Annotated in this window: 18 protein-coding genes; 9 read left to right on the top strand and 9 right to left on the bottom strand. The window is 68.8% G+C overall.

Annotation, left to right across the window (positions count from 1 at the left end):
• From glcF to A7B18_RS05350, 3 genes are all read left to right on the top strand, one after another.
• The gene (gene glcF, locus A7B18_RS05360; protein WP_425430318.1) at positions 1–1230 is read left to right on the top strand and encodes a glycolate oxidase subunit GlcF; all 1230 of its coding nucleotides are present in this window, start codon (positions 1–3) and stop codon (positions 1228–1230) included.
• A gap of 145 nt (positions 1231–1375) precedes the next feature.
• Entirely contained in the window at positions 1376–2824 is a 1449-nt protein-coding gene (locus A7B18_RS05355) for an FAD-binding oxidoreductase (protein ID WP_102125664.1), read from the top strand.
• Complete coding sequence (locus A7B18_RS05350; RefSeq protein WP_102125663.1) at positions 2811–3470, top strand: DUF5639 domain-containing protein; 660 nt, start codon at positions 2811–2813, stop codon at positions 3468–3470. Before A7B18_RS05355 ends, A7B18_RS05350 begins: the two co-directional genes overlap by 14 nt.
• A gap of 23 nt (positions 3471–3493) precedes the next feature.
• On the opposite strand, the gene A7B18_RS05345 is transcribed toward A7B18_RS05350, so the two are convergent.
• Positions 3494–4906: an SAM-dependent methyltransferase gene (locus A7B18_RS05345; protein WP_102125662.1), complete on the bottom strand. Its 1413-nt coding sequence runs from the start codon at positions 4904–4906 to the stop codon at positions 3494–3496.
• A 103-nt stretch (positions 4907–5009) separates the two neighbouring features.
• Here A7B18_RS05345 and A7B18_RS05340 point away from each other — a divergent pair, with 103 nt between their 5' ends.
• Both A7B18_RS05340 and cpdB read left to right on the top strand, forming a co-directional pair.
• Positions 5010–6290 (top strand): alpha-hydroxy-acid oxidizing protein, encoded by a 1281-nt coding sequence (locus tag A7B18_RS05340; RefSeq protein ID WP_102125661.1) that lies wholly within the window; start codon positions 5010–5012, stop codon positions 6288–6290.
• A 44-nt stretch (positions 6291–6334) separates the two neighbouring features.
• Positions 6335–8233, top strand: a complete 1899-nt coding sequence (gene cpdB, locus A7B18_RS05335) for a 2',3'-cyclic-nucleotide 2'-phosphodiesterase (RefSeq protein ID WP_102125660.1) — start codon at positions 6335–6337, stop codon at positions 8231–8233.
• 129 nt (positions 8234–8362) lie between these two features.
• Here cpdB and A7B18_RS05330 read toward each other — a convergent pair whose 3' ends face one another.
• From A7B18_RS05330 to rlmN, 5 genes are all read right to left on the bottom strand, one after another.
• Positions 8363–10294: a hypothetical protein gene (locus A7B18_RS05330; protein WP_102125659.1), complete on the bottom strand. Its 1932-nt coding sequence runs from the start codon at positions 10292–10294 to the stop codon at positions 8363–8365.
• Positions 10291–10989: a redox-sensing transcriptional repressor Rex gene (locus tag A7B18_RS05325; protein WP_102125761.1), complete on the bottom strand. Its 699-nt coding sequence runs from the start codon at positions 10987–10989 to the stop codon at positions 10291–10293. Before A7B18_RS05325 ends, A7B18_RS05330 begins: the two co-directional genes overlap by 4 nt.
• 5 nt (positions 10990–10994) lie before the next feature.
• The gene (locus tag A7B18_RS05315; RefSeq protein WP_180970027.1) at positions 10995–12227 is read right to left on the bottom strand and encodes an SPOR domain-containing protein; all 1233 of its coding nucleotides are present in this window, start codon (positions 12225–12227) and stop codon (positions 10995–10997) included.
• On the bottom strand, positions 12224–13852 hold the full coding sequence (locus tag A7B18_RS05310) for a tetratricopeptide repeat protein (RefSeq protein ID WP_245872750.1): 1629 nt from the start codon (positions 13850–13852) through the stop codon (positions 12224–12226). Before A7B18_RS05310 ends, A7B18_RS05315 begins: the two co-directional genes overlap by 4 nt.
• 199 nt (positions 13853–14051) lie before the next feature.
• Positions 14052–15089, bottom strand: a complete 1038-nt coding sequence (gene rlmN / locus A7B18_RS05305; protein ID WP_102125657.1) for a dual-specificity RNA methyltransferase RlmN — start codon at positions 15087–15089, stop codon at positions 14052–14054.
• 38 nt (positions 15090–15127) lie between these two features.
• Here rlmN and A7B18_RS23075 point away from each other — a divergent pair, with 38 nt between their 5' ends.
• Together A7B18_RS23075 and A7B18_RS05295 are read left to right on the top strand one after the other, a co-directional pair.
• Positions 15128–15586 (top strand): NUDIX domain-containing protein, encoded by a 459-nt coding sequence (locus tag A7B18_RS23075; RefSeq protein WP_102125656.1) that lies wholly within the window; start codon positions 15128–15130, stop codon positions 15584–15586.
• 133 nt (positions 15587–15719) lie between these two features.
• A complete protein-coding gene (locus A7B18_RS05295) occupies positions 15720–16256 on the top strand; it encodes a DUF2721 domain-containing protein (RefSeq protein ID WP_102125655.1) in 537 nt (178 codons plus the stop codon).
• A gap of 48 nt (positions 16257–16304) precedes the next feature.
• On the opposite strand, the gene rpoC is transcribed toward A7B18_RS05295, so the two are convergent.
• Positions 16305–20945: a DNA-directed RNA polymerase subunit beta' gene (rpoC, locus tag A7B18_RS05290; protein WP_102125654.1), complete on the bottom strand. Its 4641-nt coding sequence runs from the start codon at positions 20943–20945 to the stop codon at positions 16305–16307.
• Between the two features lie 247 nt (positions 20946–21192).
• Entirely contained in the window at positions 21193–24651 is a 3459-nt protein-coding gene (gene rpoB / locus A7B18_RS05280; protein ID WP_102125652.1) for a DNA-directed RNA polymerase subunit beta, read from the bottom strand.
• Positions 24652–24939: 288 nt separating this feature from the next.
• Here rpoB and A7B18_RS05275 point away from each other — a divergent pair, with 288 nt between their 5' ends.
• Positions 24940–25731, top strand: coding sequence for a hypothetical protein (locus A7B18_RS05275; RefSeq protein WP_102125651.1), 792 nt, complete (start codon positions 24940–24942; stop codon positions 25729–25731).
• The gene (locus A7B18_RS05270; RefSeq protein WP_146009465.1) at positions 25689–25997 is read left to right on the top strand and encodes an immunity 22 family protein; all 309 of its coding nucleotides are present in this window, start codon (positions 25689–25691) and stop codon (positions 25995–25997) included. Before A7B18_RS05275 ends, A7B18_RS05270 begins: the two co-directional genes overlap by 43 nt.
• Positions 25998–26196: 199 nt before the next feature.
• Here A7B18_RS05270 and A7B18_RS22825 read toward each other — a convergent pair whose 3' ends face one another.
• Positions 26197–26478 carry a cold-shock protein gene (locus A7B18_RS22825; protein WP_102125649.1) on the bottom strand — a complete coding sequence of 94 codons (282 nt, stop codon included), beginning with the start codon at positions 26476–26478 and terminating at the stop codon, positions 26197–26199.
• Positions 26479–26616 lie beyond the last annotated feature (138 nt).

The raw sequence follows: 26616 nt of genomic DNA, 5'->3' as shown, positions 1-26616 counted from the left end.
ATGGCGCACGCGGTCGACGCCTGCGTTCACTGCGGCTTCTGTCTGCCCGCCTGCCCGACCTACGCGCTGCTCGGCGACGAGATGGATTCCCCGCGCGGGCGCATCGTCCTGATGAAGGAGGTGCTGGAGGGCGCGCTTCCCCTCGAAGACGCCGCCCCCCACCTCGACCGCTGCCTGGGCTGTCAGGCGTGCGTGACCGCCTGCCCCAGCGGCGTGCCCTACGGCGAACTCATCACCTCCTTCCGCGGCTGGAGCGAGCCCCGGCGCCAGCGCAGCCCCCTCGACCGGGCCAAGCGCTCGGCCATCCTCAAGATTCTTCCCGCCCCGAAGGTCTTCAGCGTCGCGGCGAGGATCGGCCAGTACGCTAAGCCGCTCGCCCCCCTGCTGCCCGCCGCCCTGCGCGCCCCGATGGACCTCTTGCCGGAGCGGGTCCCGGCGATGCAGCCGAACGCCGGGTTCACCCCTGCGAAGAGCAAGAGGCGGGGCCGGGTCGCCTTCCTCGCCGGGTGCGCCCAGCAGGCCCTCACGCCCAACTTCAACGCCGCCACCCTGCGGGTGCTCTCCCGCAACGGCGTCGAGGTCGTCATCCCCGAAGGGCAGGGCTGCTGCGGGGCCGCCGCCCTCCACACGGGCGCCCGCGACGAGGCCCTGCGGCTGGTCCGTCAGAACCTGGACGCCTTCCATCCAGACGAGTACGACGCGATCCTCTCCAACGCGGCGGGCTGCGGGGCAGGGCTCAAGGAATACCCGGTGGTCCTGCACGGTCTGCCGGACGAGGAGCGGGCGCGGGCCTTCGCGGCGAAGGTGCAGGACATCTCGGAGTACCTGGGGGGGCTCCTGCGCGAGGGTGACCTGGAGCGGCCCATGCCCACCTCGCGCCCCCTGACCGTCGCCTACCACGACGCCTGCCACCTCGCCCACGCGCAGGGCGTCCGTGCCGCCCCCCGCGAACTGCTGCGCGCCATTCCCGGCGTGACGGTGGCCGAGGTGCCGGAAGGCGACCTGTGCTGTGGCTCGGCGGGAACGTACAACCTCGAACAGCCCGAACTGGCGAACCAGCTCGGCATCCGCAAGGCGAGGAACATCCTCTCGACCACCCCCGACCTCATCGCCAGCGGCAACATCGGCTGCCACACCCAGATTCAGAGCCATGTGCGCCGAGCGGGGGACCGGGTGCCGGTGATGCACACGGTCGAGGTGCTGGACCTGGCGTACCGGGGGGAATTGTGAGCTGGTCGCTGACGACCACTCAGTCGGCTGCGCCGACAGCTTTGCAAGCAGCTCGTACGAGTCTCCTGAGAGGGGAGCCGGAAAATCAGGCACCATGCCTTCCTTTTAAGGGAAGGTGGCCCCGAAGGGGTCGGAGGGGTTGCCTATGATCCCTGAAAAACTCGCTCCTACCCCCAGTTCCCCCGCCCCTCGACCCCGCTCGAACGGCGTGCCGGACAATCCCCTCGCCGCCGAGCTGACCCGCAGCCTCGGACCGAAGAAAGTACTCTCGGCCCGCTCCGAGCGGCTGAACTACCGCTACGACGCCATTCAGTTCGGCGCGGTACCCCTGGCGGTCGTGCTGCCCGAGTCGACGGCGGACGTGGTGGCGGCGGTGCGGGCAGCGCGGGCGGCGGGCGTGCCCATCGTCGGGCGCGGCGCCGCGAGCGGGCTGAGCGGCGGGGCGGCGCCGCTCCGCGAGTCGCTGGTGGTCTCCTTCACCCGCATGACCCGGCTGGAGGTCTTCCCGAAGCGGCGTGAGGCGCGGGCGCAATCGGGCGTGGTGACGTTGAGCGTGACCGAAAAGGCGCGGCCCCACGGCCTGATCTACCCTCCCGACCCGGCCTCCTTCCGCACGAGCACCATCGGCGGCAACCTCGGCGAGAACGCGGGCGGGCCGATGTGCTTCAAGTACGGGGTGACGGGCGATTACGTGAAGGCGCTGGAGTTCGTGGACGAGGGCGGCGAGGTGCATGAACTCACCCGCGACGCCTATGACCTCGCCGGGCTCCTGATCGGCTCGGAGGGGACGCTCGGCCTGATCACGGAGGTGACCTTGCGTCTCACCCCGCCGCCGCGGTACACCCGCACCCTGATGGCGAGCTTCCCCGAGGTGGGCGAGGCTGCCGAGGCGGTGAGCGCCGCCATCGCCGCCGGGGCGGTGCCGAGCAAGCTGGAGTTCATGGACCGGGCGTGCACGAACGCGGTGGAAGACTTCCTCGACATCGGCCTGCCGCGCGAGGCGGGGGCGGTGCTGCTGGTGGACACCGACGGGGACGACCTGGAGACGGTGGAGGAGGAGCGGGCGCTCGTGGAGGCCGCGTGCCTGAAGGCCGGAGGAGCCGTGCGCCGGGCTCAGAGTGATGCGGAGAGCGCCGCCCTCTGGCAGGCCCGCCGCAGCGTCAGCCCCGCCCTGGGCCGCATCCGCCCCCAGCGCATGAACGAGGACATCGTGGTGCCCAGGAGCGTGCTGCCCGAGGTGGTCCGCGAGATCCGCGCGCTCGGGGACGCCTCGGGCCTGCCCCTCGTCCAGTTCGGGCACATCGGGGACGGCAACCTGCACCCCAACGTCCTCTTCGACCCCCGGCGCGAGTCCCCGCAGGCCGTCCACGATCTCGCGCACAGGATCGCCCTCGTCGCCATCCGGCACGGCGGGGTCCTGAGCGGCGAGCACGGCATCGGCACCATGAAGCGCCCCTTCATGCGCGAGGCGGTCGATCCCGTCACCCTCGGCGCCCTGTGGAGCGTCAAGCACGCCCTCGATCCCCGGGGGCTGCTCAACCCCGGCAAGATTCTCCCGGACGAGGAGGGGGACGGCGCCCATGCCCATCCTTGACCTCTCCCCGGGCGACCAGACGGTGACGGTGAGCGGCGACACCGGACTGCTGGAGGTGTACGCGGCCCTCCCTCCCGGTCTCTTTCCCCCCTTCCCGCGCGTCGAACTGCCCGGCGGCGTGGGTGGCCTCGTCTCACGCGGAGGCTTCGGGCAGACCTTCTTCTTCGGGGCGGAGGTGCTCGGCGTGACCTTCCGCGCTCCCTCGGGCCGCGTCGTGCGGGCGGGCGGGCGCACGGTGAAGAACGTCCAGGGCTACGACCTCACCCGCCCCTTCGTCGGCTCGTTCGGGGTGATGGGCGAGGCGCTGGAGGTCACCCTGCGGCTGCGCCCGGGTCTGAGCGTGCGGCATGTCGCGGCGCCCGGGAGCCTCGCCGCCCTCGGGGACGTGGGCGCCCGCTTCGCCTGGCAGGACGGGGAGGAAGTCCACCTGATGCACTTCGGCCACGCGCGGGAGGTGGAGCGGGCCCTGAGCGTCCTCCCCGGCGCGCGTGAGGTCGCAGGCCCCCTCGACCTCCGCCCCCGCTTCCCCGGCGGGCTGGGGGTGGGGGAGGACGCCGACCTGCGCGACCGCCGCTTCGGCTGGGTGAACGGGGGAGACGCGCCGCCCGTGCCCGCGCTGTTCGGTCGGCTGGCGGCGGCGCTGTAGTCGCCTCCCCTGGCCTTCGCGCTCTACAGCCTCCCGTCCGCGTACAGGTCCGCCCGGCTCCTCGGCAGGGGCACGTGCCGCCGCTCGTCCGGCTTGGCGAGGAGGGTCTGGAAGATGCTGAGGTGTCCGGCGGAGAAGTAGTACCCGCAGGCGTTGAGATAGATGCGCCACAGCCGGTAACGTTCCTCGCCCAGCGCGGCGAGGGCCTCGTCCCCACGCGCCTCCAGCCGCCTTGCCCAGAGGGCGGTTGTCCGCGCGTAGTGCTCGCGCAGGTTCTCCACGTCGCGCACCTCGAAGAGGGCGGCGTCGACGTATTTCAACGTCTCCCAAATCGGCAGCAGTTCGCCGTCGGGGAAGACGTAGCGGCGCGCGAAGTTCCCCGACTGGATCAGGTTGGAGACCCGCGCCTGCCCCAGCCCGTCCGCGATGGCGTGGTTCATCATCAGGCCGCCGGGCTTCAGGACCCGGTGGGCCGCGGCGAAATACTCGGGCATGTTGCGGCGGCCCACGTGCTCGGCCATGCCGACGCTCGCGATCTTGTCGAACTCGCCCGTCACGTCCCGGTAGTCGCGCAGCTCCAGCGTGACGAGGTGCGAGAGTCCCGCCGCCTTCACCCTCGCCCGGCCCTCGTGGAGCTGCGCCTCCGAGAGCGTCACCCCGAGCACGCGCACCCCGTACCGCTGCGCCGCGTAGATCGCCAGCCCGCCCCACCCGCAGCCGAGGTCGAGGAGGCGCTCGCCTCCTTTTAGCCTCAGCTTGCGGCAGATCAGCTCCAGCTTGGCCTCCTGCGCCTCGTCGAGCGTTTCCGTGCCGCGTGGGAAGTACGCGCACGAGTACACCATCCGCGTGTCCAGCCACAGCCGGTAGAAGTCGTTGGACACGTCGTAGTGCGCCTGCACGGCCTGCCGGTCGCGCTCGCGGCTGTGCGACTCGCCGTGCAGCCGGGCGAGCGGCGTGGGAGGCCGGGCGCTGACCCCCCGGCGCAGCAGGCTCACGTCGCGCAGCAGGGAGGCCACCTGCGCCGGGGAGAACTGTGGATTCAACGTGTCGGCCAGCCCCACCACCCTGCCGAAGTCGCCCTCGATGTCGAAGTCGCCGCGCAGGTACGCCTCACCCAGCGCCACGTCGAGCGGGAGACGGAGCATCCGGCCCAGAGACTCCGGGGAGTTCAGGACGAGTCGCGCGGCGGGCGGAGTCTGTGCGCCGGGCAATTCGTTGCCGTCCCACAGCCGCACCGCGAAGGGCCGAGGGGCGGGCAGGGCAGCGGTGAAGACACGCACGGCGGCCTCCTTGAGCTGGGCCTCGCTGGGCCGGGTGCGGGCACGGGCGACCACCACGGCACCCAGGGCGGTGAGCACGGCGGCCAGCCCCATCGTCTGGACGGAGGTGGCGGGCGAGGGGTGGGATGGAGGGCGGGGCTGGTCAGCGGGGGACATGGGACCTCCTGGGGGTGAGAGAAGTGCCGTTCAGCATAGGTCCCCGCCGAGCAGGGCACGCTCGCGCGTTATCCTCCCCGAACGCCACACCCAGGGAGGCAGCATGACGAACATCGGACCAGGACCGGGCAGGTCGAGACAGACGCGCGTGTACGTGCGCGGCCTGGGCGGCGAGCGTCCGCGCGTGCCAGTGAATCCGGAAAGGCTCGAAGCGGCGGCCCGGGCAAAACTCAGCGCCCCCGACTTCGCCTACCTCGCGGGCGGGGCAGGAACCGAGCGGACGATGCGGGCGAACCTCGCCGCCTTCGAGCGGGTGCGCCTTCTGCCCCGGATGCTCGGCGGCACCCGCGAGCGCGACCTGAGCGTGGAGCTGCTCGGCCAGACCCTCCCCACGCCCCTGCTCCTCGCCCCCATCGGCGTGCTGGAGTGTGCTCACCCGCAGGCCGACCTCGCCGTCGCCCGCGCCGCCGCCGCCGAGGGGGTGCCCTTCGTCTTCAGCTCCCAGGCGTCGGTCCCGATGGAGACTTGCGCGCGGGCGATGGGGGAAAGCCCCCGCCTCTTCCAGCTCTACTGGGGCACCGACGACGAGGTGACCCGCTCCTTCGTCCGCCGGGCTGAAGCCTGTGGGGCGCGGGCCATCGTCCTCACCCTCGACACGACGCTGCTGGGCTGGCGGCCCCGTGACCTGGGGCTGGGGCACCTGCCCTTCCTGCGCGGGCGCGGCATCGCCCAGTACCTCAGTGACCCGGTGTTCCGCTCGCGGCTGGATACTCCGCTCCCGGCCCCCGCCGTCCAGCCGCCCCGCACCCCCGCCCTGCTGCGCGCCGGGGCCGACCTCGCCGCCAAGGGTCGAGCGTTCGGCCTGACTCCCGCCCAGGTGCGTGCCGCCGCCGCCCGCTTCACCGCCACCTACACCCGCCCCGACCTCTCCTGGGACGACGTGAGCCGCCTGCGCGAGTGGACCTGGCTGCCCCTGCTCCTCAAGGGCATCCTCCACCCCGAAGACGCCCGCGAGGCCGCCCGGCGCGGGGTGGACGGAGTGATTGTCAGCAACCACGGTGGACGCCAGATCGACGGGGAGGTGGCGGCGCTGGACGCCCTGCCCGGCGTGGTCGCGGCGGCGGCGGGAATGCCCGTTCTCTTCGACAGCGGCATCCGCACGGGCTCGGACGTGGCGAAGGCGCTCGCGCTGGGGGCGCGGGCGGTGCTCCTCGGGCGGCCCTACGCCTACGGCCTCGCGCTGGCGGGAGAGGCGGGGGTGCGGGAGGTCATCGGGAACGTGCTGGCCGAACTCGACCTCACCCTCGGGCTGCTCGGGGTACGGGCGGCCCGCGATCTGGGACCAGGGCACCTCGCCCCTCTTTCCGGCCATACACAACCCTGACCCGGCGGCGTATTCTGAAGGGCGTGCAAAAGCAACTTGCTCTCATGACCGCCCTGCTGCTGGGCAGCGCCCTTGGTGGCGCGGGCGCGCAGACCGTGGAGCTGCGCATCCTCGAAACGACCGACCTCCACACGAACGCGCTGGGCTACGACTATTACCAGGACAAGCCCACGGGCGAGTTCGGCTTCGAGTACACCGCCACCCTGATCCAGCAGGCGCGGGGCGAGAAGCGCAACACCCTGCTCTACGACAACGGCGACCTGATCCAGGGCAATCCCCTGGGCGACCTCGTGGCGCGGGTGCAGCCGCTTAAAGAAGGCCAGCTCCACCCCATGCACGCGGCGATGCGCGTCCTGAAGTACGACGCGGGCAATCTCGGCAACCACGAGTTCAACTACGGCCTGCCCTTCCTCGGGCAGGTGCTCGCCGCCGCGCCCATGCCCTACGTCAGCGCCAACGCCTACAAGGACGACGGCACCGGCAAGCCCGGCGAGAACGCCTTCACCCCCTACCTGATCCAGCGCAAGGTCGTGTATGACACCGAGGGCCGCCCCTACATCCTCAACGTCGGCGTGATCGGCCTGCTGCCCCCGCAGATCGTGAATTGGGACAAGGCCAACCTCGACGGCAAGATCGTCACCGCCGACATCGTGGAGACGGCCCGCAAGTTCGTGCCGCAGATGAAGGCGCAGGGGGCGGACATCGTGGTCGCCGTCGCCCACTCCGGTATCACCGCCGATTACCAGCCCGGCCAGGAGAACGTCGCCACCGAGCTGACCAAGGTGGACGGCATCGACGTGGTGCTCAGCGGCCACAGCCACCAGGAGTTTCCCGGGCCGGTGTACAAGAGCATCCCCGGAGCCGACATCACCAAGGGCACCATCAACGGCAAGCCCGTCGTGATGGCGGGCTTCTGGGGCAACGACCTCGGCGTCGTGGACCTCAAACTGGGCTACGACCGCCGGGCCCAGCGGTGGACGGTGGCCGACGGGCAAGCCGCCATCCGCCCGATCTGGGACAAGACGGCGAAAAAGAGCCTCGTCACCCCCGACCCCCGCATCGCCCAGGCCGTCCGGCGGGCGCACGAGGCCACCCTCGCCTACGTGCGCGGCAAGGTCGCCGACCTCACCGCCCCCATCACCTCCTACTGGGCGCTCGTGCAGGACGACCCCAGCGTGCAGCTTGTCAGCAACGCCCAGACCGCCTACGTGAAGGCGGCGCTTGCCAACACCGAGTACAGGGACTTGCCCGTGCTTTCCGCCGCCGCGCCCTTCAAGGCCGGGGGCCGGGGCGGGGCGAGCTACTACACGGATATCCCCGCCGGGACCCTGGCGATCAAGAACGTCGCCGACCTGTACGTGTACCCGAACACCGTGCAGGCCGTCCTCGTGAACGGCGCGGGCGTGGGGGAGTGGCTGGAGCGCGCTGCCGGGCAGTTCCGGCAGATCGACCCCACGAAGACCGAGCCTCAGGCGCTCGTGGACGATTCCTTCCCCACCTATAACTTCGACATCCTCGACGGGGTGACCTACGAGATCGACGTGACCCAGCCCTCGCGCTACAACGCCAAGGGAGAGCTGGTGAACGCGGGGGCCCGCCGCATCAAGAATCTTCAGTTCCAGGGCAAGCCCATCGACCCGAATGCTCAATTCGTGATCGCCACGAACAACTACCGCGCCTCGGGCGGCGGCTCGTTCCCGGGATTGACGGGCAAGAACATCATCCTCCAGGCGCCCGACGAGACCCGCGAGGCCCTGGTGCGCTACTTCACCGAGCAGAAGACCGTGAACCCCTCCGCCGACGGCAACTGGAAGCTCACGCCCATCCCCGGCGCGACCCTGTTGTACGTGAGCAGCCCGAACGCCCAGAAGTCGCTGCCCGCCGGGGCGACGCTGCTGCGCACGCGCGAGGACGGGTTCGCGGAGTACACGATCAAGTTCTGAGCCTGTGAAGAAGGGCTGTCCCTCCTCAAGACTCCGGGAGGGGCAGCCCTTCTTGTAGATGGTCAAAGACATTGCCCGGGCCACGCGGACCCGGACAGGGAAGATTATGGAACAATGTTCGCGAACCGCTCAGGGGGCGGGTTGAGTGCTCGTGTTCCTCTTCACCACGACCTCACCACCTTGGTAGTAACGCGTCACCCCCGTGACCAAATCCTGCACGATAAAGTCGACACGGTAAATGCCCGGCGCGTTGAAGCTTTGGATCAATTCAACGCTCGTGCCTGCCGGAAAGACCGGATCGATACGCTGACGCGTGGGTGCCAGACTGGCGAGGTCATTGTCGTAGGCGAGAGTCGCCACCCGAACGGGGTTGGCCGTCGTTCCAGGAACGATCCAGCGGGCGGAGACGATGTTGAGTTCGTTCGATCTGGTGTCGTAGACGATGTTATCGACCGTGGACTGACCGGCCAGGTTGTCGATATCGCTATCGACCGCCGTACGGGAAACCCGCACCGGGAACTCCTGAATGTTCGCGTTCGAGCCGTCGTAGGCGGTAATGCGCAGGGTGTAGTTGCCGTTTTGCACATAGGGCTGAGCGTCCAGCAGCGCCCCGATCTCGAACACCCGGAATAAGATGCCGCCCGCACCGACGGGAATGTTGTAGCTGTAGGGAGCACGGGGGCAGGTCTGCCCAGCCAAAGCGGTGGCCGCGTCACAGACGAAATCCACCCGCAGGCTGCTCACGCCGTTGTCGTCGCTCGCCTGGATCATGAGGGCGGAGTTGCGCGAGAGGATGCCGCGAACGTTCGCGCCGGTGTAGGGATCGGTGATGTAGGCGGGCATCATGATGCTGAGGGCCGGGGGTTTGTTGTCGCTGACCTGGGTGCTGATGGACTCGCCTGCGCTGACCGTGCGCGAGGACCCATCCGCCAGACTGGCCTGTGCGGTGACCTCCAGCGAGTACGTGTTGCTGGAGAAGTCCGGGCCGACCAGATCGAGAGGAATGTACGCCTCGTACACCCCGTCGCTGATCCGCACGGCCTTGCCGTAGGTCGTCTTGACCACGTTGCCACGGAAGTCGCGCACATCCAGACGAACGTCGTTGCCGCTGGCGTCCTGAGGGTTCAGGGTGAAGGTGGAAGAACTTTGGCGCAACTGAACACGAACGGTGGTGGGGCCCGTCAGGGTGGCGTTTGCATCGGGGCTGAGAATCGACAGGCTGGGAGCGGAGACATTCTGAACCTGGACCGTCTTGGCTGCCGTCTCGCCGCGCAGACCTTCCTTGGTCAGGGCGATGACTTTCAGGGTGAGGTTGCCGTCCACGAATTTCGACGTGTCGATGCTGAAGGTGGCCGTCGGGGAAGTGCTCGTGTAGGTGGTGTTGTCTACGTTTCCCTTGGCGTCCGTGATCTCCAGAATCACCCGGTCGACAGTGCTGATGACGTCGAAGTTGCCCGCCGCCGTGACGCTGAGGCTCCCGCCGTAAGGCTGACTTCCAGAGGTATTGATCGTCAGGACGGGTGCAGGCGCCTTGGCGACGGGGGTCTCACTGCCGTCCCCACCGCTGCTGCCCGTGCTGCTCACGCTGAGTGCGAAGTTCACCGCGTTGGCCGCCCCATTGAAGGTCACGCTGACGGGAAGCTTCTTGGCGCTGGGGTTGGCCGCGTAAGCCTTGGCGAAGAGGGTGCTGTCGCTGATGGCGGCGGTCACACTCCGCGCGCCGAAATCCGTGCCGCTGACGTTGTAATCACAGGCGGCGGTGGGGTCGGTGGCCGCAGCCGCGCAGGTCAGGCCGGCAGGGAGGCTGACGGCGGGGATGGTGACTGTGGCGCTCTGATCCGCGCCCGTGCCCCAGGAAACGGTGGCGCTCGTGATGGCGGTGGGTTTGGCGCCGGCGGGATTGGTGAACGTGTAGGTCGTCCCCGCGTCGGAGGTGCCGTCGGGGGAGAGGGTAATGGTGCTGGCGCTCGCCGTCACCTTCACGTTGCGCCCGGTGTCAGGAATGACGGTTCCACAGGCGGCGAGGAGCAGGGGCAAGGTCAGGAGCGGCAGTCTCTTCATTCGTCAGTGTCCTCCGGTTCGGCGCTGCTGAGATCGGGGTTGAGGATGTAAAAGGCGAGGCGTTTCATGCCCGCCAGGAAATCCACGTTCTCCACGATCACACCACGCCATTCGTCACCAATTTCTTGCAAACCGGAGCGTTCCACCGTGCGCGGCTGAATCACGACCGGGGCAAAATTGAGGATGCCGCGCACCCCCGCGTCGGCGAGGCTCTGGGCCGCGTCCTGCGCGCGCTCGGGGGGCACGGCCAGAAAGCCCATGTCCACCCGGGTCCCCCCCACGAAGTCGCGCAGCTCGTCGGTGTGCCGCACCGTGAGGCCGCGCACTCCGGTCCCGATGAGATTGGGGTTCACGTCGAAGAGGCCGACATACTGGAACTGGTAGTCGCTCGCCCCCGGGTAATTGGCGATGGCCTGCCCGAGCCGCCCCACCCCCACGATCACCACGTTCCAGGTCTGGTTCAGGCCCAGCACGCGCAGAAGTTCCCGCTTGAGGACGGGCACCGTGTACCCCATGCCGCGGGTGCCGAAGCGCCCGAAGTACGCCAGATCCTTGCGCACCTGAAAGGCCGTCACCCCGGCACGTTCGGCGAGGTCGGTGCTGCTCGTGCGGGGGACGTCCTGCGTCTCCAGCCCCTCCAGGATGCGGAGGTAGGTCACCAGGCGGCTGATCGTGGCGGTGGGAATCCCGGTCACCCGCTTCACCGCACCCGGAAGAAGTCGTGGCCCTTCGCCGCGAGGTTCGTCTCGGCGTTGGTGAGGGCCGTGCCGCTGAAAGGGCCCACGAGGACGGTCACCTTGCGCCCGTCGGGGGCGTTCACGGTGGGCGCGTAGCCCTCCTGCCGAAGCTGCGAGACGAGGCCCTGTGCGCTCTCCACCTGGTCGAAGGCCCCGAGTTGCAGGTAGACCGGGCCGCCCGAAGCCGCCGGGGTGCTCGCCTTAGGCTCGGCTGCGGCGGGAGAGGCGGCTGGAGGGGGCGGGGTCGACGGCCCGGGGGCAGGCACCGCCTCGGGGGGAGCGGGGGGCGGTGCCGCGGGTGCCGCCGCGGCGGGCGCCGGGCTGGGGGCCGAAGGCCGGGACGTGCCCGGCGTGCTGGGGGTGGACGCGGGGGGAGCCGTGTCCTCGGTCGTGTCGCCCCGCAGGCTCCGTCCCCGCGGCGGGTAGAGAACGGCCCCCGGGTAGGCCCGCCGGATCTCTGCCAGGGCCCGGCGGGCGGTCGCCTCGTCCGCAAAGGGGCCGATCTGCGCCACCACCTGATCGCCCAGATCGATGGGGTAGACGGTGTAGCCCAGGTCGCTGACCCCCTGGGTGAGCCGCTGTGCCGTGCGGCTCGTTGCGAACGACCCCAGGCTCACCCGGTAGTCGCTGCGCAGGGGCGTGCGCTGCTCGCTCGTGGGCACGGCAGCGGCGGCCCGGGGAGGAGCGGTCGGGGCCGCGGCAGGCGGCGTGGTCGCGGGGGGCGAGTCCGCCGGCTCGCTGGCCGCGGGGTCGGGCGCCGCGGTCGTCGCCGGAGCCTCCTCGATGGGGGCGGCGGGCACCACGGGAAGCTCCGTCGCGGGGGGCGAGTCGGTCGTCGCCGCGCCCCCCTGGCCGTCCGTCGGCGTGGCCGGGGACGTGTTCGGCGCCGTCTGGTCGGTGATCGTCGCGGCGTTGTCCGTCGTCGAGGTCGCGCCCCCCGTCTCCTCGGAGGAGCTGGGGGGCGTGACGGTCGCGGTGGGGTCTTCCCCCGTCGTCCCGGTGCCCGGCGCGGTGGGGATGGTGATGGGCTCGGGTGCGGGTTCGGTCACGGGTGGGGGGGTGGGGGTGGGGGCCTGCGCCACCGGCTCGGGGCGCTGGCCGACCAGGAGGAAGGCGAAGCCGCCGAGCAGCAGCAGCACCAGCAGGCCGATCAAGACGTCGGGCCAGCGGCGGGCCTTGCCGGACGCGCGGGTCACTTCAGGGCCCCCTGGGCCTTGGCGTTGCCGAGATTCGCGGCGGTCTTCAGGGACTGCCGGGCCTCGGCCTCGCGGGTCTGGGCCCGCTGGGCCAGGCCGAGCAGATACCACGCCTCGTTGTTCTTCGGTTGTTCACCCACCAGTCCGCGCAGCACGGCCTCGGCCTCGGGGTAGCGGGCCGAGGCGAGGAGCGCCGAGGCGAGGTTCTGGCGGGCGGCGGGGGTCGGGTCGAGCCGCACGCTCTCGCTGAGGGCGGTGGCGGCGCCCGCGTAGTCTTGCTGTGCGTAGGCGCTCAGGCCCAGCCACAGGAAGGTGTCGGCGCTGGGGGAGACCAGGGCGCTGGAGCGCAGGGCGGCGCGCGCGGGGCCGTGCTGGCCCTGGCGGTAGGCGGCCAGCCCCCGCACGAACTGCGCGCGGGCGAGGGTGGCGGGCTCGGGGCTCAGGCGCAGGGCCTGGGCGGCGTCCCGCGCCGCGTCGGCATTCTGCCCGAGGGCGAGCCGCAGGGCGGCCAGCCCGACCCGGTACCCGGCGTCCCGGGGCGCGAGCCGCACGGCGCTCTGGTAGGCGGCCAGCGCCCCGGAGCGGTCGCCCCGCACGACCCGCAATTCGGCAAGGCGGGCGAAGGCGGCGGCGCTGCGCATATCCGCGCGGGTGGCCTCCTGCGCGGCGAGGACCGCCCCGCGTGCGTCACCCGACGCTGCCAGCACGTCCGCCTTGCGCAGCAGCAGCCGCCCCCGGTCTTCTGCCCGGGAAACCCGCCCGGCTGCCGCGTCGAGTTCACGCACCGCCCGGTTGGATAGGCCCTGCGCCACGTAGATGTCGGCGACCAGGAGCGCGGCGTTTACGTGGGCAGGCTGACGCTGCAAGACGGCGTAGGCCCCCGGCAGCGCCAGGGCGCCCTGCCCCGCCAGCGTGCGGGCCTGCGCCAGCCGGAACTGCGCGTCCACGTCGTTCGGGTCGAGCGCCGCGACCTCGCCGAGGGTGGTGCTCAGCCCGGCGAAGTCCCCGGCGCGGGTCTGCTCGGCGGCGAGGGCCCCCAGCACCTGCCGCACGGTGGCCGTGCCCGCCTTGCCGCGCGCCAGGTTGGCCGCCTCACCGTAGAACTTCAGCGCGTCGGCGTGGCGCCCCTCGCGGGTGGCGATGACCCCCAGGTTGTACGGTCCCTCGTAGCGGCCCGGAGCCAGGGCCACGAGCTGCGTGAACTCGAAGGCCGCCCCGCGCAGGTCGTTTTGCGCGAACAGGGTCAGGCCCAGCCCGAAGTGAGGTTCCGGCTGCGCGTAGTTCTGCGCGATCAGCCGCTCGAACAGGGTGCGCGCCTGCCCGAGTTGCCCGCCGCGCAGCGCCGCCTGCGCCTGCCCGAGCGCGGCGACCTGCGCCGGGGTGAGGGGGGTGATGGGGACGGGGGCCGGAGTGGAGGCCGCCGGGGCGGGCGAGGAGGGTGCCGTGGGGGGGGCCGGTGGGATGGGCAGGGCCGGAACACGGGGGACGGCGGCGGGCGTGCCCGTCTGCGTCAACGTGTTCTGCACGGAGACGGCGGTCGAGGTCTCGACCAGCGTCTGTGCCGAGGCGGCGGGAGCGGCGGCCAGCAAGAGGCTGAGCAGCACCAGGGGGGTAGGTTGAGTCACCGGGGGCCTCCTGTACGGGGGAACGGGGGAATCGTAACGACGCGGCTCTTTCTGAACCCTTACTCGCGGTGTGGGCGCTGGGCGCCGTAATTGTTCCACGGCAGGGCGACCGCTGTGTTGGGCCGAGGTCATCCCGCCCGGCCAGGAAAAAACGTGCCCTCCAGTCAAGGAAGGCACGTCCACAGGGAGGCTCGTGAGGTCAGGCCGGAACCATCCCCGCCACCGCCCCGGGCCGCTTCAAGGCGAGCTGCCCGCACGCCGCCCCGGCATCCTTGCCGCGCGAACGCCGCACGCTCACGTCCACGCCCCGGGCCTCCAGCGTGTCGTAGAACGCCTGAATCTGCGCTTCGCTGCTCGACTCGAAGCCCGAGCCGTCCCAGGGGTTCATGGGGATCAGGTTGACGTGGCTCACCAGCCCGCCCAGCAGGTCGGCCAGCAACTCCGCCTGCCAGAGGTGGTCGTTTACCCCACGCAGCATGGCGTACTCCAGCGTCACCCGCCGACCCGTCACCGCCTGGTACTCGCGGGCGGCGGCCATGATCTCGGGAATGGAGTTGGCCGCGCCCGTCGGGATAATCCGCTGACGGGTCTCCTCGTCGGGCGCGTGCAGGCTGATCGCCAGCTTGATGCCGAGGTCGTCCTCCTGCGCGAGTTTGCGAATGCCGTTCGCCAGGCCCACCGTCGAGAGCGTCACCCGCCGCTTGCTCATGCCGAGCGCCTGCGGGTGGAGCAGGATGCGCGCCGCCGCCATCGTGTTCGCGTAGTTCAGCAGCGGCTCGCCCATGCCCATGAAGACGAGGTTGCGGAGTTCACGCGGCGCGATGCCCTCGCCGCCCGCCACCGCGAGGACCTGCCCCACGATCTCGCCCGGCGTCAGGTTGCGCCCGAAGCCCATCGCGCCCGTCGCGCAGAAGGCGCACCTCGCGGGGCAGCCCACCATCGTCGAGACGCAGATCGTCTTGCGGTCGAGGTAGGGCATGTAGACGGCTTCCATCTGCCGCCCGTCTTGCAACGTGAAGAGGTATTTGACCGAGCCGTCGGCGCTGCGAACGGTCTCGATGTCCTTGAAGGGGTTGAGCTGGAAGCTGGAGGCAAGGTCGGCGCGAGCCTCCGCCGGAAGGTTCGTCATGGCGTCGAAGGTGCCCACGCCCTGCACGAAGACCCACTCCAGCAGTTGCCGCCGCCGGAAGCCTTCCAGCGGGTACTGATCGGGGTGAAGGTCGAGGAGAAGCTGCATCAGGAAAGTTTAGCGTGTTGGGTAGGGTGGGGAGAGGTATGGGGCACGGTTCAGGGCGAGGAATTCCTGGCCCGTATGCTGACGCAGTGGCGCATCCTCCTCAACTACACCTGCTCGCCCGCGCCGTCATCGAACACGAGGGGCACGTGCTTCTCGCGCGGGCGCGGGGGCACTCCAACACGTTCCTGCCGGGAGGCCACGTCGAACCGGCGGAAGGCCTCCGGGCCTGCCTCGCCCGGGAACTGCACGAGGAGACGGGACTGATCTTTCAGGTGGGCGCGTTCGTTGGCGTCGTCGAGCATAGGTGGACGGACAGGACAGGTCGACTGCACCACGAGGTCAATCACGTCTTCGTCGCCTCAAGTCCTGAGCTCGTGCGGTGGGAGGCGGTCCCAGCCGTAGAGTCACATCTCACCTTCGAGTGGGTGGCGGTCACCCAATTGGAGGTGCGGCAGCTCATGCCTCCTCCGTTGCGCTCGTGGCTTGCTCAGGGCTGACGGGCAGGGGGACAGTTCGCCTCCACCCTGGAGCGAAACTGAGCGCCGCGCGAAGGCGTGCGTCTGACCTCGCTGACACCGGACGTGCAAGCAACGCCCCCGCCCCTTCCCACACCCGCTTTACCCTAAGCCCATGTCCGCGCCCAACCCCACCCTCAGCGTCCTCGCGGCGATGATCACCCCCGCCGTGCTGATCAGCGGCGCGGGCACCCTCCTGATGAGCACGAGCACACGGCTCGGGCGGACCACCGACCGGGTGCGGCACCTCACCGCCCGGTTCAAGGTCCTCGTCTCCGAAGACGGGCAGCAGGAACCGCTGGCGCGCGAGGAGAAGAGGATGATCATCCGCCAGTTGCCCCGTCTCGCCCGCCGCACCCGCATCATCCAGCGGGCGATGACGGCGCTGTACGTGGCGGTCGCCCTTCTCGTGCTGACGAGCATCCTGATCGGCTCGGGGGCGCTGGTAGGGGCAGCGTTCGGCCTCGCTCCGGTGGTGCTCGCCATCCTGGGTGCCGCCTCTCTCGCTTATGGGGCGCTGCTGCTGAGCTTTGAGACGCGGCTCTCGGCACGGACGACGCACGAGGAGATGCAGTTCCTGGTCAGCCTGGGGCAGCACTACGCCACCCTCTACAGCGATGAGTCGCAGAAGGTGGCGCGCGAGGTGGAATAACAAAACCCCCACCCGTCTCCGAGTGGGGGTCAAGAAGGTTGGCCGTGCTCAGTCCGCGTAGCCGGGAACGGTCGGCGTGCTGCCGGGCCGGGTGTCGTCGTACCGCTGGGTGCCCGTCACCGAGTCGGGGCTGCGGCTGTCCTCGCCGTACTTCTCCAGCGTGCGCTCGTCGGCGACCTGCATCTCGCGGACGGTCGTCAGGCCCGTGCCCGCCGGGATCAGCTTGCCGAGGATGACGTTCTCCTTCAGGCCGATCAGGTCGTCCACCTGGCCGCGCATGGAGGCTTCGGTCAGCACGTGGGTCGTGTGCTGGAAGCTCGCCGCCGACAGCCAGCTCTTGGTCGTCAGGCTGCTCTTGGTGATGCCGAGGAGCACGGGCTTCCACGAGGAGGGCGTCTTGCCCTCGCCCAGCGCCTCGTTCGCCCCATCGACCTCCCAGCGCTCGACCGTCTGCCCTTCGAGCAGGTCGGTGTCGCCGCCGTCGGTGATCTCCACGTAACGCAGCATCTGCCGCACGATGACCTCGATGTGCTTGTCGTGCACCTTCACGCCCTGCGAGCGGTACACGCGCTGCACCTCTTCGACGAGGTAACGCTGGGCCGCGTCGGTATCGCGGTAGAGCAGGAGGTCGTGTGGGTTGACCGCGCCGCGGGTCAGGGGCTGGCCCGCCTCCACCCGGTCGCCGTCGCGGACGACGAGGCGCAGGCCCTTGCTGATCTTGGTCGCGGTCTTGGAGCTGAAGGCCTCGTCCTCGGCCTCGATGCGCACGAGGTAGCGCTCCTCCTCCTCCTCGATGCGGACCACGCCGTCACGGTCGGCCACGACCGCCTGGTTCTTGGGCTTTCTGGCCTCGAACAGCTCGATCACGCGGGGCAGACCCATCGTGATATCGCCGCCGCCCGCCACGCCGCCCGTGTGGAAGGTGCGCATCGTGAGCTGCGTGCCGGGCTCACCGATGGACTCGGCGGCGACCACGCCGACCGCCTCACCCATGGAGACGGGCTTGGCCTGCGAGAGGTCGTAGCCGTAGCACCTCTGGCACACGCCCGCCTTCACGCGGCAGTTCAGCGGCGTGCGGACGAACACTTCGCCGATGGCCTTGGCGTCCTTGGTGATCGCCTTGACATCTTCCAGGCTGAGCATCTGCCCCGCCGGAAGGGTCCGGCCCGCGACCTCCACGTCCGCCGTCAGGGTGCGACCGTAGATGCTCGTCTCGATCTCGCTGCCCTTGCGGGTGCGCCACTCGCCCGTGCGGTCGTCGGTCGCGCCCAGCGGAATCACCGTGTAGTCGGTGGTGCCGCAGTCCACGTCGCGGACGACGACCTCGTGGGCCACGTCCACCAGCTTGCGGGTCAGGTAGCCGGAGTCGGCGGTACGGAGCGCCGTGTCCGCGCCACCCTTGCGCGCGCCGTGGGTAGAGATGAAGTACTCCAGCACCGTCAGGCCCTCGCGGAAGGACGCCTTGATGGGCACCTCGATGGTCGAGCCGTCCGGGCGGGCCATCAGGCCGCGCATCCCCGCGAGCTGACGGATCTGCTGGGGGTTACCGCGCGCGCCGGACTGCGACATGATCCACAGCGGGTTGAAGGGGTAGTTCTGCGAGAAGTTCTCGAAGACCGCGTTCTTCACCTCGTCGGTGGTGTCGTTCCAGAGCTGTACGACCTGCTTGTACCGCTCCTCCTCCGTCATGAAGCCGAACTCGTAGTTCTGCTCGATGGACTTGAGCTTCTCGTCGGCCTCGGCCAGCAGCTCCGCCTTGTTGGGCGGCAGCACGATGTCGTCGATGCCGATGGTGATGCCCGAGGTGGTGGAGAGCTTGAACCCGCTGTCCTTCAGCGCGTCCAGCAGCCCCGCCGTCGCCTCGATCCCGAGGTGCTTGAAGCACCCCATGATCATGTCCTTGAGGTTGTCCTTCTCGTAGGCGGTCTCCAGGTTCACCAGCGTGTCCACGAGGTGGCCCTGGTTGCCCAGCGCCTCCTGCACGAGGCGGCGGAACATCACGCGCCCGGCGGAGGTCTCGTACACGGTGCCGTTCAGGCGGATGCGCACGTGGTCCTGGTAGTCGATCTCGCCGCGCTCGACGGCCATGATCGACTCGTCGGGGCTGGAGAAGACGTACTTGATACGCCCGGGGCTGGTCTCATTGCCGTTCACCTTGATCGGCGTGTTCAGCGCGACCTTGCCATCGCTCAGCGCCGCCAGCGCGTCCTGCTCACTCCCGAACTCGCTGCCCGCGCCGAGGTTGTCGCGGCGGAGCTGCGTCAGCGTGAAGATGCCGAGGATGATGTCGCGGCTGGGCTTGACGTTCGGCTCGCCGTTCGCGGGCGAGAGCAGGTTGTGCGCGCTGAGCATCTGGATGCGGGCTTCCGCCTGCGCCTGCGCGCTCAGCGGGACGTGAATCGCCATCTGGTCGCCGTCGAAGTCGGCGTTGAACGCCTCGCAGACGAGCGGGTGGAGCTGGATGGACTGACCCTCGACCAGCACGGGCTCGAACGCCTGGATGCCGAGGCGGTGCAGGGTGGGCGCGCGGTTGAGCAGCACGACCTTGTCCTCGATGACTTCTTCCAGCGCGTCCCACACGCTGTCGCGGGTGTCGCGGTAGCGCTCCAGCATCTTGCGCGCCTGCTTGATGTTGGTGACCTCGCCCTTCTCCTCCAGCACCTTGAACAGGAACGGCTTGAAGAGTTCGAGGGCCATGCGCTTCGGCACGCCGCACTGGTGCAGCTTGAGCTGCGGACCGACCACGATCACGCTTCGACCCGAGTAGTCCACGCGCTTGCCCAGCAGGTTCTGCCGGAAACGGCCCTGCTTGCCGCCGAGCAGGTCGGTCAGCGAGCGGAGGGAACGGTCGGAGCCGGGGTTGGTGACCGGGCTGCCGCGCCGCCCGTTGTCGATGAGCGCGTCCACGGCCTCCTGAAGCATCCGCTTCTCGTTGCGGATGATCATGTCGGGGGCGCCCTGGCTCATCAGCTTCTTGAGGCGGTTGTTGCGGTTGATCAGGCGGCGGTACAGGTCGTTGAGGTCGGAGGTGGCGAAGCGACCTCCGTCCACCTGCACCATCGGCCGGAGGTCGGGCGGCATGACCGGCACCGTCTCCATGATCATCCACGAGGGGCTGTTGCCGCTGCGCTTGAAGGACCGCACGACCTCCAGCCGCTTGCGGGCCTTGGCGCGCTTGTGACGCGAGGAGTCCTTCATCTGCTCGCCGAGTTCGGCCTCCAGCACGTCGAGGTCGAGGTCGTCGAGGAGTTCCTTGACCGCCTCGGCGCCCATCTTGGCCTCGAAGTCGTAGGACTCGATGACCCGGACCTGCTTGCGCACGAGATCGATCTCGATGCGCCCGCTGATCTCGGAGCGGAGGTTGCCGGAGTCGGCCAGCTCGTCGCCCGGCTCCACGCGGTCGCCGTTCACGACGAGGGGCTCGTCCCCGTAGGCGTACACCTTCGCCTTGGAGACGATGATGCTCGCGGGAGCGTGCAGGGTGATCACGCCGTCCGCCTCGGCCACCACTTCCTCGTCCTTGTCGATGGCGCCGACGACCTTCTGGCCCTTGCGGACCTCGCTGCCGTCGCCCACGAGGACGTGCATCGTCGGGTTGATGGGGTACTCGGCGCGGCGGGTCCAGTGGACGCCCACCTTCACGTCCCCCTTCTTCTTGGGGAAGGTGACTTCCGAGAGGCGGCTGTCACGGCTCACGCGCAGGCGATCACCCGCGTTGGCGCTCGCCAGCACGGTTCCAGCCTCCACGATCTCGCCGGGCACGACGGCCACGTTCATGCCGTGAGGCACGTACACGCGGGCCAGGATCTCGCCCTTCGGCGCCTCCTGCTCCTCCTCGCCCTCCACGGGCTCGGGGGCCGCCACGGTGTCGCGCAGCTCGATCAGCACGCTGTCCTCGCCGAGGTCCACGAGGAAGGCGGTGCCGTCCACGGGGCTCGTGATCTGCACGTCCCCTTCGAGTTCGCTGAGGATGTCACCCGCGCGGAAGGCGTCCTGCTCCACCAGCACGTCGGCGGGAAGCGGGAGGCTGGCCTCCACCTGCTCGGCGTAGGCAATCTCGGCGCGACGGGGGAAGCGGTACTGGGCCAGGCCGTCCATCTTCGAGACGACATTGCCGCCGAGGGACTGCCCGCGCGTCACGTAGTCGCCGTCGCGGACGTTGGCCTCCTGCCCGTTCGGAATGGTGTACGTCTCCTGCCGCCCGAAGCGCAGTTCGCGGTACTCGTCGTCGGTCAGCAGCTCACCGCGCTTGAGGGGACGACCTTCCTTCTGCGCGTTCAGGGGCTGCGTCACCAGGAAGGAGGAGAAGTACAGCACCTTCTCCAGTTGCCCGGCGGACAGGTCGAGCAGGGTGCCGATCTTGCTCGGCGTGTCCTTCACGTACCAGATGTGCGCGGCGGGCGTGGCAAGGTCGATGTGGCCCATGCGGTAGCGCCGGACCTTGGAGGAGGTCACCTCGACGCCGCAGCGCTCGCAGACCTTGCCCTCGTACCGCTGGCGCTTGTACTTCCCGCAGGCGCACTCGTAGTCCTTCATCGGCCCGAAGATGCGCTCGTCGAAGAGACCTTCGCGCTCGGGCTTCAGGGTACGGTAGTTGATGGTTTCCGGCTTCTCGACCTCGCCGAACGACCACTCACGAATCTTCGCGGGGCTAGCGATGGCGATGCGGACCTTGTTGAAGTCTTTCATTCAGGCTCCTGTGAGGCGTTCCCCCTCGTGCCGCTTCTCTCTACGTCAAAGGCCAACCACACGTTGAACAAGACAGTCGAGATCAGGAAAAAACCAGCCAATAACATCTGGGTGCTGTTGTTCCTGTAGTTCGCGGACACAAGGAGCATAATTGCCAAGATCGTCAGGATGGAGGCGTTCAACGCACCTACAACACGGGTGAATCTGCGTTGCGTTTGGGTTCGGTTGCGCTGAAGTCCTCTCATCCTTACCGCTTCGGCATCATCCCTTCGAAGATGTCCACGGCCTTGTCGCCGTTATCGAGCACCTCGACATCCAGGCCGAGGGAGTGGAGTTCCTTGACGAGCACCTTGAAGGACTCGGGGATGGTGCTTCCCGACACCTCCTCGCCCTTGACGATGCTCTGGTAGGCGGCGTCGCGTCCGTCGATGTCGTCGGACTTGATCGTCAGCATTTCTTGCAGCGTGTGCGCCGCTCCGTAGGCTTCCAGCGCCCACACTTCCATCTCGCCGAACCGCTGGCCGCCGAACTGCGCCTTGCCGCCGAGCGGCTGCTGGGTGATGAGGCTGTACGGGCCGGTCGAGCGCGCGTGCAGCTTGTCCTCGACCATGTGGTAGAGCTTCATGACGTACATCGTGCCCACCACGACCGGGCCGGAGATCGGCTCACCGGTGCGCCCGTCGAAGAGGACGCTCTTGCCGGTGCGCGCAAGCTGCATCTGGGCGGGCTCGTAGTCCTCGCCGGGCGCGTTGATCACGCCGAGCTTCCCGGCGCGCTCCAGCACCTCCTGCTCGCGCTTGTCCACCTCGAAGCCCTCGTCCTTGCGGCGTTGCAGGCGTTCGGCAGCGGCGACCTCCAGCATCTCCTTGATGGCGACCTCGGTGGCGGAGTCGAACACGGGCGTCACGAACTTCTGCCCGGTCAGGCGCGCGACCTCGCCGAGGTGCGTTTCGAGAATCTGGCCGAGGTTCATGCGGCTGGGCACGCCGAGCGGGTTGAACACGAGGTCCACGGGGGTGCCGTCTTCCAGGTACGGCATGTCCTCGGGGGGCAGAATCTTGGAGACCACGCCCTTGTTCCCGTGGCGGTTCGCCACCTTGTCGCCGACCTGAAGCTGGCGCTTCTGGGCCACGTACACGCGCACCATCTCGCGCACGCCGGGCTTGAGGTCCACGCCCTCGTCGCCGCGGCGGAAGCGCACCGTCTTCACCACGATGCCGCCCTGACCGGACTGCACGCGCAGGGAGGTGTCCTTCACCTCGCGCGCCTTCTCGCCGAAGATCGAGCGCAGCAGACGCTCCTCGGGGGTCGGCTCGCTCTCGCCCTTGAAGCTCGTCTTGCCCACGAGGATGTCGCCGGGCTTGACTTCTGCTCCGACGCGCACGATGCCGTCCTCGTCGAGGTCACGGAGCGCGGCTTCCGAGAGGCCGGGGATGTCACGGGTGATCTTCTCCGGGCCGAGCTTGGTGTCGCGGGCCTCGATCTCGTCCTTCTCGATGTGGACCGAGGTGTAGAAATCCTTGCGGACAAGCCCCTCCGAGATGCAGATCGCGTCCTCGAAGTTGAAGCCGTCGAAGGGCATGATGGCGATGGTGATGTTCTGGCCGAGCGCGAGGCGCCCGAGGTCGGAGGCGGGGCCGTCCGCGATGACCTGCCCGGGCCGCACGTCCTCGCCCACGCTCACAATGGGGTGCTGGTCGAGGTTGGTGCCCTGGTTGGAGCGGGTGAAGCGCACGAGTTCGAAGGTGCGGATGTTGCCCGTCACCATGCCCGCCTGCGGCGCGTCCTCGGTCAGCGTCACCTGGATCACGCGCGAGTCCACGTAGCTCACGCGGCCCGTCACGTCGCTGATCACGCTGGTGCCCGAGTCGGTGACCACGCGCTCCTCGACGCCGGTGCCCACGGCGGGGGAGTCGGCGCGCACGAGCGGCACGGCCTGCGACTGCATGTTGGAACCCATCAGGGCGCGGTTCGCGTCGTCGTGTTCCAGGAAGGGGATCAGCGAGGTGTTGATCGAGACGATCTGCTTGGGCGACACGTCCATGAAGTCCACTTCGTCGGGCGTGTACAGTAGCGGGTCACCCTTGCGGCGGGCCAGCACACGCTCGTCGGCGAAGGTGCCGTCCGCGTTCAGCGGCGAGTTCGCCTGCGCGATGGTGTAGCGGTCCTCGATGTCGGCGGTCATATAGATCACGTCGTCGGTGACCTGGCCGCCCTCGACCCGGCGGTACGGCGCCTCGATGAAGCCCAGCTCGTTGACCTTGCTGTAGCTCGACAGCGAGGAGATCAGGCCGATGTTGGCCCCTTCCGGCGTCTCGATGGGGCAGATACGTCCGTAGTGCGTGCGGTGCACGTCGCGCACGTCGAAGCCCGCGCGCTCACGGGTCAGGCCGCCCGGCCCCAGGGCCGAGATACGCCGCTTGTGGCGCAAATCCGAAAGCGGGTTGGTCTGGTCCTTGAACTGGGAAAGCTGGCTGCGTCCGAAGAACTCGCGCATCGCCGCCACGATGGGACGGTTGTTCACGAGCTTGGTCGGCGTCGCGGCGTCGGGGTTGCCCAGCAGCATCCGCTCGCGCACGCCGCGCGCCATGCGGCCCATGCCCACCCGGAGCTGGTCGGCGAGCAGTTCGCCCACCGTGCGCACACGCCGGTTGCCGAGGTGGTCGATGTCGTCTTCCGTGACGGGCACCTCGTTCACCACGCCGTCCTCGTCCGCACCCAGGCCCACGGTCTCCAGGCCGCGTTGCAGCGCCATCAAGTAACGGATGGTGTCCACCAGGCCCGCGTCGCTGAACTTGCCGTCCTGGAAGGTCAGCAGGGTGCGCTCCTCGCGGTTCACGCCCAGCTTGGTGTTCATCTTGAAGCGGCCCGGCTCGCCCAGGTCGTAGCGCTTGGGGTCGGCGAGCAGCCCGTAGAGGTACTGGATCGCCTTGTCGCGCTTGGGCGGGTCGCCGGGGCGCAGCACGGTGAAGAGGCGCAGCAGGGCCTCGTCGGCGCTCATGCCCGCGCTCTTGTCCTCGGGGAGTTCCAGGTCGGGCTCGAACTCGGTGAACAGTGAGCGGAGCTGGGCGTCGTCGTAGCCCAGCACCCGCAGCAGCATCGCCACCGGGAACTTGCGCTTGTTGACCTTCATCTCCAGCACGCCCGCATTCATCTCCAGCTCAATCCACGGCCCGCGCTTGGGCATGGGGATGATGGCGGCGGTGTAGAGCTTCTTGATGCCCTTGTAGGAGGAGGTGAAGTACACGCCGGGCGAGCGATGGATCTGGCTGATCACCACGCGGTCGGCCCCGTTGATGACAAACGAGCCGTCCTCGGTCATCAGCGGTAGGTCACCCAGGAACACCTGATCTTCCTTGATCAGGCCGCTGTCCTTGTGGATCAATTGGAGTTTGGCATACATCGGCGCCTGGTAGGTCAGGTCCTTCTCGCGGCACTCCTCGGGGGTGTAGGGCGGCTCGCCGAGGCGGTATTCCAAGAAGTCGAGCACGAGGCCCGTGGAGCGGCCCTTCTCGGTCTCGTCGATGGGGAAGACCTCGCGGAAGGCGCTCTGGAGGCCGGTGTTGTCGCGGCGGTCGGGCGCTTTGTCGGCTTGCAGGAACGCCCGGAAGGAGTTCACCTGCACTTCGGTCAGGTTCGGCAGCGGGATCACTTCGGTGATCTCACCGAAACGCTCGATGCGCGGTTTCTGGCTATTCAGGCTCATTCACACCTCGCGCCCAGGCTGATGCCCTGTGCCGCCCCGGGGCAGAGAACGGCGCAGGCGGGACCCCAGCCACCTTCGGCTGTGCCCCTGAAGAAAACTGTTAGATTGAGGAGTCCAAAAGCGGAGCGACCCTTACCTGCAAAGCTCTCCTGTCCGAACCCATCATGGTCGGCGACCAGGAAGTATAGGGTGGCGGCGGGGTTGTGTCAAGCCCTGGCCGCCTAAATGGTCTCCCGAACAAGCCCGGGGCGCGGAACGTCCGGCGGCGTCAGCCCGTACCATCAAGGTATGAATCCGCTTGCCATCTTCAACCAGGCGCCCTGGTTGTTTACCCTCTTTACCATCCTGAACGTCGTCTTCCTGATCCACGCCATCGTGACCCGGCGCGGAGCGATCTGGATTGCCCTGCTGGGGTTCAGCCTGTTCGTGGGCGGTTTCCTGGGCGTGCTGGTCTACTTCTTCCTGGAGTTCCTGCCCACGCTGCGGGGCAGCGGGCGACGAGCCGGAGCCGCGATAGGGGCGGGGCTGGAGGCGATCAAGCCGCTCGACACCCGCATTCGCGAGGCACAGGAGCGGCTCGCCGAGAGCGACACCCTCGCCAACCGCGCCGACCTCGCCACCCTCCTGGCCCGGGCGGGCCGTCCCGATGAGGCGCAGGCGACGCTGCAACCCCTCCTGAGCGGCATCTACGAGGACGATCCGGTGGTGCTGCTCACCAGCGCCGAACTCGAACTCGCCCGGGGCAACGCCGCCGCCGCCGAAGGGCTTCTCAACCGGGTGGACCTCAAGACGAGCGCGGCCACTCGCACTCGCAGCCTGACCCTGCTCGCCCAGGCGCAGGAGGCACAGGGCAAGACCGCCGAGGCCGACGGGACCTACCGGGAAGCGATGACCGCCGCCACGACGGAGGAGCCTCGCGCCCGTTACGCCGCCTTTCTGCTCAAGCAGGGGAGACAGGCAGAGGCAGGGCAACTTCTCGACCAGCTTGCCAAGACGGAGCAGCGGGCCACGGGCCTCTACCGCCGCCAGGAACGCGAGTGGTTCCAGATGGCGGCGGGGCTGCGGCGGGAGTTGAGGTGAGCTTGTCTCAGCCGGAAGTGGTAACGCTTTGGGCCGTCAGGTCTCCAGACGAACAAACGCTCCTTCATGCCCTGAGGTTCACTTACGACGAGGATGGGGAAATGGCGCTTTCGCCGTTTGCCTCCGCTTTTCGGCTCGGCTGGTATGACGAAGACTTCGCGGAGCTGTATTTCGGTCGTCCTACACGGGAACTCTTGTTGGACGCGGCGGAAACTTGGCGCACGCTGGATGAACAGGCTTTGCCCAGACTGCCCGATGGGGAGTGAAACGCCCTCTATATCTTGACCGGGGGAGCGGGTGAGGATTGGGCAGCTCCAAACAGCCGTCCACCTATGCCCCACGGAGAGGCCAGGGTAGGGGAGGCGGTTTTCAAGCTCGTGGACACCTTTCACGTCCTCTACCGCCGGACATAGCAAAAACCCCCAACCTTTCCGGCTGGGGGCTTGAACTTGCTCGCCTTTCCGCTTACCAGCGGTCGTCGCGGTCGCGGCGGGGGGGACGGCTGCTGTAGCCACCGCCGCTGGAGCTGCCGCTGCTCGCGCTCGCCGGGGCCGCCTTGGTCACGACGATGTTCTTGGCCTGGGGGCCTTTGCCGCGCTGGCCGGGCTCAATCTCGAACTCGACCTCATCCCCCTCGTTGAGCTTCTTGAAGCCCTGGGCCTGAATCGCGCTGAAATGCGCGAACACGTCGGGGCTGCCCTCCGTCTCGATGAACCCGTAACCCTTTTCCGCGTTAAACCACTTCACTCTACCTACTGCTCAGGAGTTGCACCTCGCATAGCGCAGTGAATAGCCGTGCTGGCGGAGAAATTCCGAGTTTCTGCTGAACGTCAGGAGCAGGCGGTTCAAATGAACGTCTGGCATGACCGTCATCAGTGCCAGAGC

Origin of the sequence: Deinococcus planocerae, from assembly GCF_002869765.1 — a bacterium.
Taxonomy (GTDB): Bacteria; Deinococcota; Deinococci; order Deinococcales; family Deinococcaceae; genus Deinococcus; species Deinococcus planocerae.
Note: the sequence above shows the minus strand (reverse complement) of the source record. Positions and strands in the feature narration are given on the sequence as shown.